We start from the raw sequence: 15,081 nt of genomic DNA on the forward strand, positions 1-15,081 counted from the left end.
TCCTGGTGAAAGAAGGGGAAAACATGGGCACTATCGTAGTTATTGGCGGGGGAGAGTTAATCGAGCTTGAAACGCTGGAAATTGATCGTGAAGTTGTGCAGCTAACTCAAAAGGCTAAGCCGAAGGTGTTATTTATTCCAACAGCCAGTAGTGATGCGCCGGGGTATTGTGATACTTTTAGCAAAGTATATGGCGATATTCTCGGATGTGAAATAAGTCACTTATTGCTTGTGAGCCAAACCTACACTCAGGATGAGATTACAGATTTAATTACAGCTGCTGATTTGATTTATGTTGGTGGAGGCAATACCCGAAAGATGCTGGAGATTTGGAAAAATACAGGGGTAGATACGCTTTTGAAAGAAGCTTATTCCTCTGGAACCGTATTGGCCGGGCTTAGCGCAGGTTCCATCTGTTGGTTTGAATATGGGCATAGTGACTCTGAAGCGTTCGACGACCAGGGGGAATGGCAGTATATCAAGCTTGCAGCCATGGGGATTCTGCCGGGCATTCATTGTCCGCATTATAATGAGGATATTCGGGTTGAAGATTTTACACGCATGGTTAAAGGTGGAGGTCTGCCGGGAATCGCGGTGGATAACAATTGTGCAATCATCTATAAAGATAAGGAATATAAAGTGATGTCGACCAGAGAAGAAGCTAAAGCCTACCGTGTGATTGACTCCGAGCAAGGTGTTGTCGTAACGGAAATAGAAGAACATCCAAGCTACAGACCTCTTTATGAACTGTATGGCGCGTTATGATTATTTTTGAAAAGCAAGAGATCAGACTGAGAACACTTGAGTTAAACGATGCCGCATTACTTGTAAAATGGCTCTCAGATCCCGTTGTACTGGAGTTCTATGAAGGCCGTGATCGCCCGCATGATTTGGAGCTGGTGAGGGAGCATTTTTACGACGAGCAAGCAGAAGTCACGCGGTGTATAGTGCAATACAAGGAGCGGGATATAGGTTATCTCCAGTTCTATCTTATAGATGATGAAGAATTAGAGGTGTACGGCTACGTGGGATTCAAAGGTCAAATCTTTGGGATGGACCAGTTCATTGGCGAGCCTGATTTATGGAATCAAGGAATTGGTTCACGGCTCATTAAAGAAACGGTTAAGTATCTTATCGAAATAAAACAAGCGGACAAAATTGTCATGGACCCGCAAGCCTGGAATAAGAGATCCCTTAGAGTATATGAGAAGATTGGCTTTGTGAAGAAGAAATACCTTGAACAGCACGAGCAACATGAAGGAGAGCTAAGAGATTGTTGGTTGATTGAATACACGAAGCAGGCGAGACAATAAATATCTTTTTAACAATCGGATAAGGAAGGTGCACTTATTAAACTACTGTTTGTCTGCAGCCAGAATCGCTGGCGGAGTCTAACTGCGGAGAAGATCTTTCAAGGAATTGATGGTCATGAAGTGAGATCTGCAGGGACTGAAGATCATGCCAGAATCAAAATTTCTGAAGGGCATTTGGGTTGGGCGGATGTGATTTTTGTGATGGAGAAGAAACATGTTCGAAGAATTCAAGATAAATTTAGAGGTTGTGTAATTGGCAAAAAAATAATTTGCCTGAACATAGCTGATGACTATAAGTATATGGATGAAGATTTGATCGGCCTTCTGGAATCCAGTGTATCCGAATATTTTCTGGAATGGAGCAACAAAAATGAGAATTAGAACAGAAACTGTGGCAGACTATAATGGAGTATTTCAAGTGAATGTTAAGGCTTTTGGTGATCGGGAAGATGAAGCGCGGTTGGTCGAAAACATTAGAAATTCGCAGGGGTTTATCCCGGAGCTCTCGATTGTAACGGAAAAGGATAATGAGATTGTAGGACATCTACTGTTAAGTAAGGCTGTAGTTCAAGATGGGGAGAAGTTATCTGATGTGATTGCGTTAGCCCCATTAGCTGTTCTGCCGAACGTTCAGAAGCAAGGAATCGGCAAGGCGCTGATCCAAGAAGGGTTAGAAAGATGTAGAACGCTCGGATATGAGCTTGTCTTTTTGATCGGGCATCCTGAATATTACCCGAGATTCGGATTTCAACCCGCAGGACTACATGGGCTTGAGTTGAAGCAATTTGAGGTACCGGAGAATGTCTTTATGGTCTGTGAGCTGAAGGAAGGCGTACTGCAGAGGATTAAGGGAGAGTTGAAATACCCGGAAACCTTTTTTTGAATTACTTCTTATATGTTCTTGTGAATCATGTTTGGCTGTGAACCAGTCGACATGATTTTTTTATAGGTAATTGACAAACATATAGAAGGTAACTATACTAAAGATAGTTAATTTGTAACTATAACAGTTACAGCGCGATTAGGAGGAATTTATAATGAAGACTAAAACAATACTTCAACCAGACACTCAGATCGGTCTGGTGCAGATTAGAGTAAGCAATTTGGAGCGTTCGCTCACCTTTTATCAGAATGTTGTGGGATTAAGCGTTTTACGGCAGACTGGCCGCGAAGTTGAAATGACCGCTGACGGTCAGAATGTGTTATTGATTTTGCGGGAGATTGAAAATGCGCGGGTGATCCGTCCTAATTCTGTGGCTGGGTTGTATCATTTTGCTATCCTTGTTCCAGATCGTCCCAGCCTTGGATTGGTTGTGCGTAATTTGATCTCTTCGGGGATTGAGGTGGGGCAGGGCGATCATCTGGTCAGTGAAGCACTGTATATTCAGGACCCAGACAATAATGGGATTGAAATTTATCGAGATCGTCCTAAGAATGAATGGAAATATGATGCGGAAGGGCATGTAATGATGTCCACTGATCCAGTGGATGTAGATGGACTATTGGCAGCTTCTGAAGGTTTATCATGGAACGGGCTGCCAGCAGGAACAGTGATTGGGCATGTACACTTTCATGTGGGGAATTTAAATAAGGCGAAAGCCTTCTACGTCGATTTGCTTGGTTTTGAACTAACAGCCAATTATGGAAGTGCTGCTATGTTTATCTCTGCTGGTGGTTATCATCACCATATCGGGCTGAATGTTTGGGCCGGACAGGGTGCACCTGCGGCTCCAGCTGATACTGTAGGGATTGATTATTTCACTTTAATTCTTGCGAATGAAGAGGAACGTAACGCTGTGGTGGAGCGAGTTCGGCAGGCTGGTTACGCAGTTACAGAAGTGAATGGAAATCCTACATTCCAAGATCCATGGAACATTGGAATCAGACTTGTTTTAGAAAGATAAATCTATATCCATTTTCGTCCATTTATTTTATAATATTGGAAATAGGTGGGCGGAAGGGTGAAGTTTGTTGGAAGCATTCAAAATGGCGTATATAATTCTCTGTCATAAAAATCCGGAGCAGGTCAATATGCTAATCGATAGTTTAACTAACGAGTCCGTAGAGTTTTTCCTGCATGTCGATCAGAAAAGTAATATTGAGGCTGATATTATTCATCGTAACGATATTCATTTTGTGGAAAAGCCTATTGATGTGCAGTGGGGGCATTACAGCCAGATTGAATGCATTTTGAAGTGCTTTTCGCTGATCAAAGAACATGGGGATTTCAATTATATTCACATCTTAAGCGGTCAGGATCTGCCTCTAGCTTCAAATGAAGTGATTCTAGATTTCTTTAAGATGAATGAGGGTAAGGAATTTGTGAAGTATTTGCAACTGCCTAATGCAGCGGAAACTTGGGGATGTTACGAGCGGGTCTCAGTTTATTATCCTAGGTTCCTCATCTCAAGGACCCGGCGTATGACAGCGATCAGAATGAGGTACATTAAACTAATTATGAGCGTTCCGTTTCTGCAAAGAAAATTAGGCGCTTTGCCGAAAGGTTTATATAAAGGCTCGAACTGGATGTCAATTACAGGTGAATGTATGGAATACATCTTGGATTTTACAAAAAGCTCTCCGGAATACGTCAGATTTTTTAGGAACACTTTATGTGGAGATGAAATCTTTTTCCATACGATAATTTTGAATAGCGTTTATAAGATGCATGTACTGAATGAAATTAAGCGGTATACAGATTGGGAAACAGGACCGGATTATCCTAGAACACTAACGATAGAAGACTATGATCGGATCACTCAACGGGGCACGGAATGCTTTTGGGGGAGAAAATTTGATCTCGATATCGATAGAACCATCGTTCAGGAGCTTCTTGATATAAATACTAAAGCGAAAACATCGTAAACTCAGGAGGACAATCATATGAAAATCGCAGTTGTTGGAGCAAGTGGAAAAGCTGGAAGTCGAATTACGCAGGAAGCGTTGGATAGAGGTCATGAAGTTACAGCGATTGTACGGGATGCATCTAAAGTAACAAATAGGAAAGCGAATGTCATCGAAAAGGATGTATTTGCGCTTACCACTGAAGATTTGCAGGGGTTCGACGTGGTTGTGAATGCTTTTAGTGCGCCGTTTGGACAAGAACATCTGCATGTGGATGCCGGGAATGTGCTTATTGAAGCTTTGAAGGCTTCGCCCGATACAAGATTGATTGTAGTTGGCGGTGCAGGAAGTCTATATGTAGATGAAGCCAAAACGCTTAAAGTAGCGGATACGAATGACTTTCCTGACTTCATTAAGCCAACAGCGACGAATCAAGCTAAGAATTTGGAGATACTACAAGGAACAGATTCACTCTCTTGGACCTTTGTTAGTCCATCTGCTAATTTTGCCATTGGCACAAGAACGGGCTCTTATGTAAAAGGTAAGGATAATCTTCTGGTGAACTCCAAAGGCGAGAGTTATGTCAGCTACGAAGACTATGCCGTTGCTATTGTTGATGAAATCGAACAGCCGCAGCATATTCGTGAACGGTTTACGGTGGGTTCAGAGTCTTAAGTGATAATTAAGAATAGCGATCATATATGAAAAAAGAAGACAGAGCCGGATTTCAGGCTCTGTCTTCTTTTGTACAATTACAGCTTTCCTTTTCCTTCTGCTAGTTCAGCAATACGTCTGTTTGCATCTCCGCGGTAGAGTCCGCCGTGATAACAAATGACCGTATCGATCTCATACTCAGAGAACTTGGTCAGAGAGGACAAAGCCAGCTCCATGTCAGGTGTGGCGGAAGGAGTGGGACCCTGTAGCTCGCCATTCTGAACGGTCAAGGCATCGGCAGCAATAAGTGTACGGCTATCATGATGGTAAAGACTGAGATGCCCTGGGCTATGGCCTGGGGTATGGATCACCGTAATTCCACCGGCAAAAGGTAACTTTTCTCCATCCACAAGCGTTTGATCCACTTTTCCTTTAGGAGGATGGGCTAATACAGAGAGGAAGGCACGCCGCCACTCCTCAGGTACATGAGCTGGGATCATAGCCGCTGCCGCCGCTAATGCTTCGGGAGTGTGCTTAAGGAGCATTCGCTCTCCTTGAATATAGGGCTGCTCAATTTCATGAGCCAGAACAGTAAGCTCTAGATCTTCTTCAGCCAATAGGGCAGGGAGGCAACCAATATGGTCTAAATCCTGATGCGTGATAATAAGGGTGCGGAGCTTCTGCCAAGGCACATCCGCTTCTTTTAGAGCCTCTTTGAAATTAGAGAGTAGACCCGGGAATCCGGTATCGACGAGTACGGCGGCATGTCCATCCCAGAGTAGCGTGGGGTAAATCGTGTCTTTTCCACCCATAACCTGCGCTGTAATCTCGAGCATTTCTATTCCTTGAGCAATGTACATAATATCCCTCCGTGATTGATAATAAGAGCGACGCCGTGAGGCTAATGCATATATTACTCAAAACTATAAACGAACACAATAGGTAAATATTTTATTATAACACAAATAAATATTTATGTCAATATATACCTGATGGAATTTTTGTGGAATTTGTAGGGGATTTTATTATTGAGAATCTTTTGCTAGATTTTGCCCTTGCCTAAAGCTTTGCGATATAATAATCAAATAAAAAAAAGGGAGTTGATGTGGTTTGGAGACATTTCTAGTTGTACTCGTCCTACTTGGGCTTATCGCAATATCCAACATCATAAACCGATTCATTCCCTTCGTGCCGATACCCTTAATACAAATTGGCTTGGGTGTAGTGGTCGTACTATTGCCTTTGGGTATACATATGTCACTGGAGCCAGAGTTGTTTTTCGTGTTATTTATTGCGCCGCTTTTGTTCAATGACGGAAAGCGAACACCAAGAAATGAGTTATGGAACCTGCGTGCTCCAATCTTAATGCTGGCACTAGGCTTGGTATTTGCTACAGTGCTTATCGCTGGATATTCCATTAACTGGATGATCCCCACCATTCCACTCGCAGCTGCTTTTGCGCTGGCAGCGATCTTATCGCCGACAGATGCTGTGGCGGTAAGCGCAATCGCTGGGAGAGTACATCTTCCCAAGAGTATTCATCGTATTCTAGAGGGTGAATCATTGATGAATGATGCCTCTGGTCTTGTTGCGTTTAACTTCGCTATTGCAGCAGCTGTTACAGGCATATTTTCTTTGCCGAAAGCCTCCATTAGCTTTGTGATTATTGCTCTAGGTGGACTAATTGTCGGAGCAATACTCGCGTTCCTCCTGATTCGGTTCAGCGTATTTATTCGCAGACTGGGGATGGAGGACATCACAGTGCATGTGCTGCTGCAAATCCTGACTCCTTTCATTGTGTATCTGATTAGTGAAGAAATTGGGGTATCCGGTATTTTAGCTGTGGTTGCAGCAGGCATAATTCATGCGGTCGAGAAGGACCGTGCAGTTTCGCCACAGTATAAGCTACAGCTGGTGTCCGCCAGCACATGGTCTGTGCTGCTCTACATCTTGAATGGCTTGGTCTTCCTTATTCTCGGGTTGTCGATTCCAGATGTTATTGAAGTGATCTACCGGGATACAGCTGTGGACAATCTTATGGTGATTGGTTATGTATTAGCGATAACGTTGCTGCTTTTTGTGCTGCGTTTTATATGGGTGTATGTGTTCTCCCTGGCTGGCGCCGGCCTGCAAAAAATGGAAAAGTCGTCTATTAAGTCTATGCTAATCCTGACAATTTCAGGAGTGCGAGGCGCGGTTACTTTAGCCGGTGCCTTCTCGATTCCTTTTGTGTTAGGGGATGGCTCACCTTTTCCTGAACGTGATCTAATTATCTTTATCGCTGCGGGTGTGATTCTGATGTCACTGCTGATCGCTAGTATCTTTTTACCAATTCTCGCAGGTAAAGAAGAGCCGGTTGCTGAACCGGGTGATACTGAGGTTGAGCAGGCGGCCAAATCTAAGGTTGTTGCCGCCGGGATAACCTTGCTTCAAAGTATGATGACAGAAGAGAGCAAGGAATCTGCATTGCCAGCTTTGAGTGAGTTTAAAGAAAAAGTTTATAGTCTTAACCGCGAAGATCAGGCGAATGACCCCGCATTGGAGAACTTCCGCCGACTTGGGGTTGAAGCAAGGATTGTGGGTCTGCATGCCGAACGCAAAGAGCTGAGCCAATTGCTGGCCAACAATGAGATTCCTGCCTCAGTGGCGCTGAAGATGGAAGAATTCTTGGATCATAGTGAAGTCTTTCTAGCCAGAAGTCTAAACTCTCAGATCAGAATCTCCATTACGGAGATTAGACGGCTGTTTGCGGGGATGTTCTCTGGCCAGAATGAAGGGGAAGCTAGTCAACTGATGCTGCAACAGGCTGAGTGTGCCAGAAAAGCTAAGATCTCTATGTCTCATGCAGCGATTGCTGCTATTAATGCAAGTAAGAATGAGAACAACCGTAAAGCAGCTGAGAAGGTCGCAGACAGTTACGAAAAGCTGATCTCACGCCTCCAGCAGGGACAAGGCTGGACTAAAGATGGTCTTGTTGATGATCAAAAGCTGGAATTGAAACTGAAAGCTATTCAGGAGCAACGGGATAAGGTCCAGCAAATGTACCAGGATGGAACCATTAACCGCAAGCTAGCCGGTAAATTACGCAAGTTCGTCGATCATTTGGAAACATCCATTTGGGAGGATTAGCTGTGTTGAACAAAGTAATGGGAGAAAGTTTGTTATTCACTGAAATTCGCGAAGAGCATCTGTCGGATGTACTCGATATTTATAACTATTACGTGCTGAACACTACGGTTTCTTTTCATACCGAGCCTTTAAGTTTGGACGAAATGCGGCAATCAGTGATGAATGATGATCCGCGGTTTAAATCATACGTTATATTATCCTGGGACAATGTTATTCAGGGCTATGTTCTGATTGCTAGACATAAGAGTAAGCCGGCTTATGATAGCTCTGGGGAGATCAGCGTGTATTTGAAACTGGCTTGTGTGGGTAAAAGAATAGGACAGCATGCCTTACGCTTTATTGAAGAGAGAGCTGCCGAACTGGATTTCCATGTGTTAGTAGCTACCGTTTGCGCAGAGAATGAACGCAGTCGCCAGCTTTTCTCAAAGAATGGATATGAACAATGCGCCTACTTCAAGGAGATTGGCTGTAAATTTGGTCGAAGACTGGATATCGCCAGCTATCAGAAAATCTTAGGGGGAACTCAAATATGAAACTTGCGGAAGCATTAGTGAACCGAAGTGATCTTACTCGTAAAATCGCGCAGCTAAAGCAGCGGCTCGATCGGGTCGTTAAGGTGCAGGAAGGGGAAGAACCGGCAGAGCAGCCGGAGGCTCTTTTGCGTGAGCTGGAAATAGCTGTTAACGAGCAGACGATTTTGATTCGAGCAATTAATCGAACGAATTCATCTGTGGCCTTCAATGAGAAGTGGAGTATTGCCGATGCCCTAGCCGAACGGGATAAAATGCTTCAGCTGCGGAAGCTTTTTAGCGATTTGCTTGAGCAAGCATCGATCACTCAGGATCGGTACAGCCGCTCTGAGGTTCGTTTCCAGAGAACGGTGGATGTCGCCCAGATTCAGAAGCAGATTGATGAACTGTCTAAGTCTTATCGGGAGTTGGATTTTAAAATTCAGGAGAAAAACTGGACGGTAGACTTACTTACACCGTAATAAGCTAAGCTTTATCACAGCAGAAGGTAACTGATCTTCATAAAGGCGAGCGCAACCCGCCAACAGGGAAAGTTGGACAAATTGACAGATGCCGGGCCAAATCTGACCAAATCATAACTTAGCCCCGTACTGTAACAACTGTAAAGAGTACCTATTAATGTAACTACCAAGCGCTGATTTATGTAAGAACGGTGAGGGCGGGGACGGGGATATTTTTGCTGTGGTTAGGCTTTTACATAACATGAAGTGGCTCTATTAGGATAGGTATATTCGTCATACATAATGTGAAATAATGTCGAATAAAGTTGAAAAAAGATGAATAAAATTTGCATTATCGTCCTGTTTTGCCTATCTTATCGCTCGTTATCTTGTATAATTTACGAATACGCACGAGGACTTCCTAAACCGCTGGTCTATTCGTATGTTGATTGTACAGGATGAGAGAGTGATTCATTGGCCGAGAAGGTTTAGTGGCCCTTGTCTCTTCAAACATTCTACTATTCCTTTCATGAAAGAGAGAAGTGACAAGTGACCATGAAATCAATTGCCTGGGTAACCGACAGTACATGTACAATCGATCCTGAGTTCGCCAAGAACAACCATGTGTATATTGTTCCTTTACGTCTGATTATTAACAACGAGTGTTATAAAGAAAATATAGATATTACGATCGATGAGTTCTATGAGAAAATGCGTCAGCATGATCAAGTAGGCAGCTCACAGCCGCCAATCGGTGAGTTTATCGAGTTATACGAACGGTTGAAGGAAGAATATGACGAGATTATTGCTGTGCATCTTTCGACAGGGCTTAGCGGAACATACAATGCTTCCATGCAAGGTGCTGAGATAGCGGAAGCTAATGTTATTGGAATTGATTCCAAGGTTGGCGCTTATCCGATTCGGGAAATGATCACGCGAGGTATTCATTGGCACAAGATGGGCTTTACTGCCCTAGAAATTAAAGAAAAGATAGAGAATATCATTCAAAATATGTCCTTCTACTTAATCCCTGCAAGCTTGTCCCAGCTTCACCGTAGTGGGCGTGTTTCTGGTACACAGGTAGTGCTTAGTCAATTATTGCGGATAAATTTGCTGCTGCGTTTTGACGAGGGTAAGGTCATTGTTGTGGAAAAAATCCGTACGATGAAGAAGACGAAGCAGGCGCTGTTAGATATCTTTAAACAGGATGCTGGACTTGTTAGCGATGTGTGCATCATGCATTCCAATAATTTAGAAATGGCGCTGAAGCTAGAAGAAGACATCAAAGAGATGGCACCTGATTTACGTACGGAGATTATGACTTACATTCCTGCCGTGGCTGTTCATGCGGGTGAGGGTACCGTAGGACTTTCTTGGATTAAAAATAACCGGATCAATAGTATTGATTCGGAGGTCGAACCTGTAGCAGTACTTGTGTAGATAGGACAGTAAACAAAGAAATCGCTTCTTGGAAGAGGGACGGATGATCCTCATTATACCAAGAGACGATTTCTTTTTTTTGAATCTATGAGATGACGTTGGTTGTATGAAGATTATGCTTTGCTTGCACGCCGGCGGAACATTTGTCCGATAACTTCACTCAGTACAAGTCCAGCTGCAATTGCGCCAGAGAGCATTAATGCCCGAACAGCGATTTCTACAGCCAGATTATAGTTTTCTTCCACAAATCTGCGCATAGCATCGTAAGCAAGGCCACCCGGAACAAGTGGGATAATACCGCCTACACTAAAAATAATAACCGGCATTTTGAAGGATCGGGCAAACAACTGGCTGACGATGCCCACAACTACAGTAGCTGCAAACGTAGCAACAACAGGCCCACACTCTACATCAAGGATCACATACACCATCCAGCCTACCATTCCAGCAAAACCACACTGCAGTAGAGCGCGCTTAGGCGCATTAAATAAAATACAGAAGGTTGCCGCGGCGATAAAACTGGTTATAAGTTGCAAAATCATGAAGGGCTAACCTCTTTCACATGGAGAATTAAAATAGTGATAGTACAAGCCCAATGCCTGTACCGATTGCAAAAGCAGTTAGAAAGGCATCGGCTCCTTTGGATATGCCTGAGACCAGATGACCGGCCATCAGATCACGAACGGCATTTGTAATGAGTAGACCGGGTACTAGAGGCATCACGGAGCCGATGATGATTTTGTCCATTTCTTGACCTATACCCAGCTTTACAGAATAGAAGGCTAGAAGTCCGATCAGGAAGGAAGCAGAGAACTCTGCAAAAAATCTAGTCTGCACAAGACGATGCAGGTAGATAACCGCAGCATAACCTAACCCGGAAATCGGCAATGCGGGGAGAGCATCCCACAAGCTGCCTTTAAACATAACGGTGAAGCAAGCGCCGGTAAGTGCCGCAGCTATGATTTGCAGCCATACCGGATACGCATGTGCGGCATCATCGACCTCTCCTAATCGTGTCCGAGCTTCCTCGGCTGTAATCTGACGCTCGTTCAGACGCCGCGAGATATCATTAACCTCCGAGACTTTCTGCAGATCTGTGGTTCGCTCGGCAATCCGATATAACTTAACGGGTTCCGTTCTATTTGTGGTGAACATAATAACGGTTGGCGTCACATAACTGTGTGCCCCTGGAAAACCGAGAGAAGCAGCCATACGTGTCATTGTATCTTCTACTCTGTAGGTTTCTGCACCGTTTTGCAGCATGATCTTGCCAGCAAGAAGACAGAGATCAACGATTTCATAATAGGTAGTGTTAGTGTTGCTCGTGCTTTCCAACTTCTCCGGTCCTCCCCTGGAATGTTACATATCTATGTGTATATACTTATGATTGTCGCTTCATTGTGTGAAAATAACAACCTCAATATAGCATTATAAACGATATGGGATATATTTTAATATAGTTTAAGAAATAAAATGTATAAAGATGCACTGTTTATTTATAGTGCCCGCCAATTTTTCCGGATCTGTCCTTAAGTTGTCCGGCATCTGTGAACGATGCGGCGCGTCCAATGATCGATTCTCCGTATTTATTCTTCAGCGCATCAGTGGCCCGTTCGAGCTCGCGGTAGCGGGGGCGCGACTCAAATAAGGTTAGCTGATATTGGCTTTCGTCAGACAGATTGGACAGGCTTAGATGAATTCGGCGCACAGGCTGACCTTCCCAATGCTGTTTGAAAAGAGCGAGGGCGGCCTCGTATACCAGCTGGGTTGCATTCGTAGGATCGCTCATCGTAGTCTGCCTCGAGAAGCCGCTGGGGTCATCAAAGCTGGCGCCTTGGCAGCCAACAGACACGACTGCACCATGCACCTTTAGTTTGCGGCTGCGCCTGCACACCAGCTCTGAGAGCTCCAGAATGATGGTCTTGATCTCTTGCAGTGTATAGTAATCCCGTGGCAGTGTCATTTGGTGCCCGACGCTCTTGGGTGCTACTTCATAGGTAGCGGGACTTACAGGGCTATCGTCGATGCCATTGGCAATTCGCCAATACAGCTCGGCATCGATATCGCATTTTTTATGGAATTTCTCCCGCATGCGCCATTTCAGCTCGCTTAGCGGCATCTGTGCCAAATGGCCTATCGTTGTGAGGCCCATGCTTTGGAAGTGCGCGGACATGCGGCGGCCTACCATAAACAACTCACTAATGGGCAGCGGCCAAAGTACATCTGGAAGCTCTTCCTGAGTGAGAGTAAATAGACCTTCCGGGTTCTTCTTGGCCCACAGGTCGCAAGCCATTTTGGCGGTAACCTTGGAATAACCTATACCGATACGTGCGCGCACACCTGTATTTCTGCGGATTAAGTCCTGAATGGTCGCAGCGATCTGTCTTGGGCTTCCGAATAAGCTGAGGCTGCCGGTGATATCAATAAACTGCTCATCGATGGAATAAGGTTCTACGAGGTCACTGAATTTGCGTAGAATGTCCGTGATTTGGGAGGAAACATCGATATATTGCTGCATATGTGGTCTGACGACGATTACTTCGGGGCATTTCGCGAGTGCTTCCTTCAAGGTCTCGGCGGTAGTAATGCCAAAAGATTTGGCTAACGGACAAGCGGCAAGCACAATCCCGCTTCGTCTAGCCGGATCTCCGGCGACAATAAGCGGTTTGTTGCTATATTGCGGATTAGAGGCCTTCTCCACGGAGGCGTAAAAGCTCTGACAATCGGATAACAAAATAACACGCTCTTTATTCATAGATTCACACTCTCCAGGTGAGGTAGAGATACGGTAGATGATTTTCTTATTATTATAATACGAACATATGATCGTGTATATTCATATTTTTTTCCATTTCTCTTCAGTCTCCAAGGTGCAGAGACCTGTGGCCACACCCCCAGCGATAATCGTGAGGATGGAGTGGAAGAAGGTTTCTTTGGAAATCAGGAGTCCCCCCGCGCCGATAATTATGAAATCTGTCAAAAAAATGATGAGTCCAAGATTAAGCGGGAGATACCTTTTGATATATTGAGCAAGCAGATCCGTTCCGCCTGTACTGGCTTTGAACCGCAGCATAAGCCCAAGACCCGTTCCCATTAAAAAACCGCCAATAATGGCGCTGGAAATGGAGCCGAACTCAAAATAATACAGAAAGTGGTACTGCAAAGGACCGAGAAGCTCAATCAGAAACGATGAGGTCAATAAACCTAATACACTATTGAAAAAGATATCGCGTTCCTTCAGCCAGGCTAACAGGAAAATCGGAAAGCTGCAGAGAAGGACAGCTATACCGATTTTGGCATCGGATAAATAATTGATGATGAGGGCTATTCCTATTATTCCCCCATCTAGGATTTTATATGGGACAAGAAAAAAATTAGTTGCTGCTGCAATGAGCAAGCTTCCGATCAGGATGATCGCGTATCTTAATAATGACTGCATATTTAACATCTCCACATTAAAGGCATGTCTTATAAATATGCTTGTCACTTCCAAAAAATTGCAGTGAAGCAAAAAAAATGATTTCGGGCCTAATCATGCGGACCCAGGAGACCCTATTAGGTAGATTCAAGGCATTTTTTCGAGCTAACGGACCCAGTTGCAGCTATTCCCACAAATATGGTCCAATTGCGGGCAAATTATGGGCAATAAGAGCTATACAGTCCGAAACTTTCGAAAAATGGGCGGAAAATCACAAATAGGTGCAATAGGGTCCGATACGATCAAGATCGAGCAAAAGGTAGCTGATTTCGAGACGTAGACAGCTAGGTTATGCAACAGGTAACAAATTCTGCGCACGGAGTAGCTAGATTAAGCCATAGGTAGCTAATTCCGCACGGAGTAGATAGGTTGAGCCCTAGACAGCTAGTTTAAACAATGGGTAGCACGTTTAGGATCAAATGCGGCAGGCAGTGTTCTTTTTAGCAACTGTTCGGACTCAGTTGCCCTTATTTCCATGATTCCGCTCGTTTTGTCACACTATCGGACTCAGTTGCAGCTATTCGCTCAAATGCGCTCCTTTTCTGCGCAAATCAAGGGTAATAAGAGTCGTACAGTCCGAAACTGCCGCAAAATGGGCCGAAAATCACAAATAGGTGCAATACGGTCCGATACGATCAAGATCGAGCAAAAGGTAGCTGATTTCGAGACGTAGACAGCTAGGTTATGCAACAGGTAACAAATTCTGCGCACGAGTAGCTAGGTTAAGCCATAGGTAGCTAATTCCGCACGGTGTAGATAGGTTGAGCTATAGGTAGATAATTCCGCACAGTGTAGCTAGGTTGAGCTCCAGACAGCTAGTTTAAACAATAGGTAGCACGTTTAGGATCAAATGCGGCAGGCAGTGTTCTTTTTAGCAACTGTTCGGACTCAGTTGCTCTTATTTCCATGATTCCGCTCGTTTTGTCACACTATCGGACTCAGTTGCAGCTATTCGCTCAAATGTGCTCCTTTTCTGCGCAAATCAAGGGCAATAAGGACTATACAGTCCGAAACCTTCGCAAAATGAACCCATATGCTGAAATAGCTGCAATCCGGTCCGCAACGGGGAGTGCTATGAATGGATGATTAAGCAGACGCGTCTCCGGGGGATACAGAGAGTAGTGTGATGGCTATACGGTGAGTTACTTGCTGATAAGCTTTGGAGGGTCGAGCCGCATAATCAGCGTTGACCTATGGTAAGTATGAGTGCGCCACGCCTAGGAAGGTAAACTGGTAAAATTATTGCAAGAAGCA

16 protein-coding genes are annotated in these 15,081 nt (G+C 44.4%); 11 read left to right on the plus strand and 5 right to left on the minus strand.

Going from position 1 to position 15,081, the window contains the following annotated elements; genetic code table 11:
• Positions 1 to 5 precede the first annotated feature (5 nt).
• The 7 genes from MKX34_RS12355 (at position 6) to MKX34_RS12385 (ending at position 4,831) form a co-directional block, all read left to right on the plus strand.
• Complete coding sequence (locus MKX34_RS12355; protein WP_081383956.1) at positions 6 to 764, plus strand: peptidase E; 759 nt, start codon at positions 6 to 8, stop codon at positions 762 to 764.
• On the plus strand, positions 761 to 1,312 hold the full coding sequence (locus tag MKX34_RS12360) for a GNAT family N-acetyltransferase (protein ID WP_076105506.1): 552 nt from the start codon (positions 761 to 763) through the stop codon (positions 1,310 to 1,312). The genes MKX34_RS12355 and MKX34_RS12360 overlap by 4 nt, the downstream gene beginning before the upstream one ends.
• Positions 1,313 to 1,348: 36 nt before the next feature.
• Positions 1,349 to 1,693 carry a protein tyrosine phosphatase gene (locus MKX34_RS12365; RefSeq protein ID WP_076100670.1) on the plus strand — a complete coding sequence of 115 codons (345 nt, stop codon included), beginning with the start codon at positions 1,349 to 1,351 and terminating at the stop codon, positions 1,691 to 1,693.
• Entirely contained in the window at positions 1,683 to 2,195 is a 513-nt protein-coding gene (locus MKX34_RS12370; protein ID WP_076105507.1) for an N-acetyltransferase, read from the plus strand. Before MKX34_RS12365 ends, MKX34_RS12370 begins: the two co-directional genes overlap by 11 nt.
• A gap of 154 nt (positions 2,196 to 2,349) precedes the next feature.
• Positions 2,350 to 3,216 (plus strand): VOC family protein, encoded by an 867-nt coding sequence (locus MKX34_RS12375; protein ID WP_076105508.1) that lies wholly within the window; start codon positions 2,350 to 2,352, stop codon positions 3,214 to 3,216.
• Between the two features lie 82 nt (positions 3,217 to 3,298).
• Positions 3,299 to 4,177 (plus strand): beta-1,6-N-acetylglucosaminyltransferase, encoded by an 879-nt coding sequence (locus tag MKX34_RS12380; protein WP_076105509.1) that lies wholly within the window; start codon positions 3,299 to 3,301, stop codon positions 4,175 to 4,177.
• A gap of 18 nt (positions 4,178 to 4,195) precedes the next feature.
• Complete coding sequence (locus MKX34_RS12385) at positions 4,196 to 4,831, plus strand: NAD(P)-dependent oxidoreductase (RefSeq protein ID WP_076105510.1); 636 nt, start codon at positions 4,196 to 4,198, stop codon at positions 4,829 to 4,831.
• 77 nt (positions 4,832 to 4,908) lie between these two features.
• Here the strand turns inward: MKX34_RS12385 and MKX34_RS12390 are convergent, their stop codons facing one another.
• Positions 4,909 to 5,670, minus strand: coding sequence for an MBL fold metallo-hydrolase (locus tag MKX34_RS12390; RefSeq protein ID WP_076105511.1), 762 nt, complete (start codon positions 5,668 to 5,670; stop codon positions 4,909 to 4,911).
• 250 nt (positions 5,671 to 5,920) lie between these two features.
• Here MKX34_RS12390 and MKX34_RS12395 point away from each other — a divergent pair, with 250 nt between their 5' ends.
• The 4 genes from MKX34_RS12395 to MKX34_RS12410 all read left to right on the plus strand — a co-directional run bounded on the left by MKX34_RS12395 (position 5,921) and on the right by MKX34_RS12410 (position 10,349).
• A complete protein-coding gene (locus MKX34_RS12395; protein ID WP_036685967.1) occupies positions 5,921 to 7,939 on the plus strand; it encodes a Na+/H+ antiporter in 2,019 nt (672 codons plus the stop codon).
• A 2-nt stretch (positions 7,940 to 7,941) separates the two neighbouring features.
• The gene (locus tag MKX34_RS12400) at positions 7,942 to 8,472 is read left to right on the plus strand and encodes a GNAT family N-acetyltransferase (protein WP_256715509.1); all 531 of its coding nucleotides are present in this window, start codon (positions 7,942 to 7,944) and stop codon (positions 8,470 to 8,472) included.
• Positions 8,469 to 8,930, plus strand: coding sequence for a DIP1984 family protein (locus MKX34_RS12405; RefSeq protein ID WP_038570144.1), 462 nt, complete (start codon positions 8,469 to 8,471; stop codon positions 8,928 to 8,930). Before MKX34_RS12400 ends, MKX34_RS12405 begins: the two co-directional genes overlap by 4 nt.
• 534 nt (positions 8,931 to 9,464) lie before the next feature.
• On the plus strand, positions 9,465 to 10,349 hold the full coding sequence (locus tag MKX34_RS12410) for a DegV family protein (RefSeq protein WP_076105516.1): 885 nt from the start codon (positions 9,465 to 9,467) through the stop codon (positions 10,347 to 10,349).
• Positions 10,350 to 10,462: 113 nt separating this feature from the next.
• On the opposite strand, the gene MKX34_RS12415 is transcribed toward MKX34_RS12410, so the two are convergent.
• From MKX34_RS12415 to MKX34_RS12430, 4 genes are all read right to left on the minus strand, one after another.
• Positions 10,463 to 10,891 carry a threonine/serine exporter family protein gene (locus tag MKX34_RS12415; protein ID WP_036685970.1) on the minus strand — a complete coding sequence of 143 codons (429 nt, stop codon included), beginning with the start codon at positions 10,889 to 10,891 and terminating at the stop codon, positions 10,463 to 10,465.
• A 28-nt stretch (positions 10,892 to 10,919) separates the two neighbouring features.
• A complete protein-coding gene (locus MKX34_RS12420) occupies positions 10,920 to 11,684 on the minus strand; it encodes a threonine/serine exporter family protein (RefSeq protein ID WP_051491428.1) in 765 nt (254 codons plus the stop codon).
• Between the two features lie 157 nt (positions 11,685 to 11,841).
• Positions 11,842 to 13,104 carry a DNA polymerase IV gene (locus MKX34_RS12425; protein ID WP_036685972.1) on the minus strand — a complete coding sequence of 421 codons (1,263 nt, stop codon included), beginning with the start codon at positions 13,102 to 13,104 and terminating at the stop codon, positions 11,842 to 11,844.
• A gap of 81 nt (positions 13,105 to 13,185) precedes the next feature.
• The gene (locus MKX34_RS12430; RefSeq protein WP_038570150.1) at positions 13,186 to 13,788 is read right to left on the minus strand and encodes a YitT family protein; all 603 of its coding nucleotides are present in this window, start codon (positions 13,786 to 13,788) and stop codon (positions 13,186 to 13,188) included.
• Between the last annotated feature and the right edge of the window lie 1,293 nt (positions 13,789 to 15,081).

It is taken from the genome of Paenibacillus sp. FSL R5-0636 (assembly GCF_037974255.1).
Classification (GTDB): Bacteria; Bacillota; Bacilli; order Paenibacillales; family Paenibacillaceae; genus Paenibacillus_AQ; species Paenibacillus_AQ odorifer.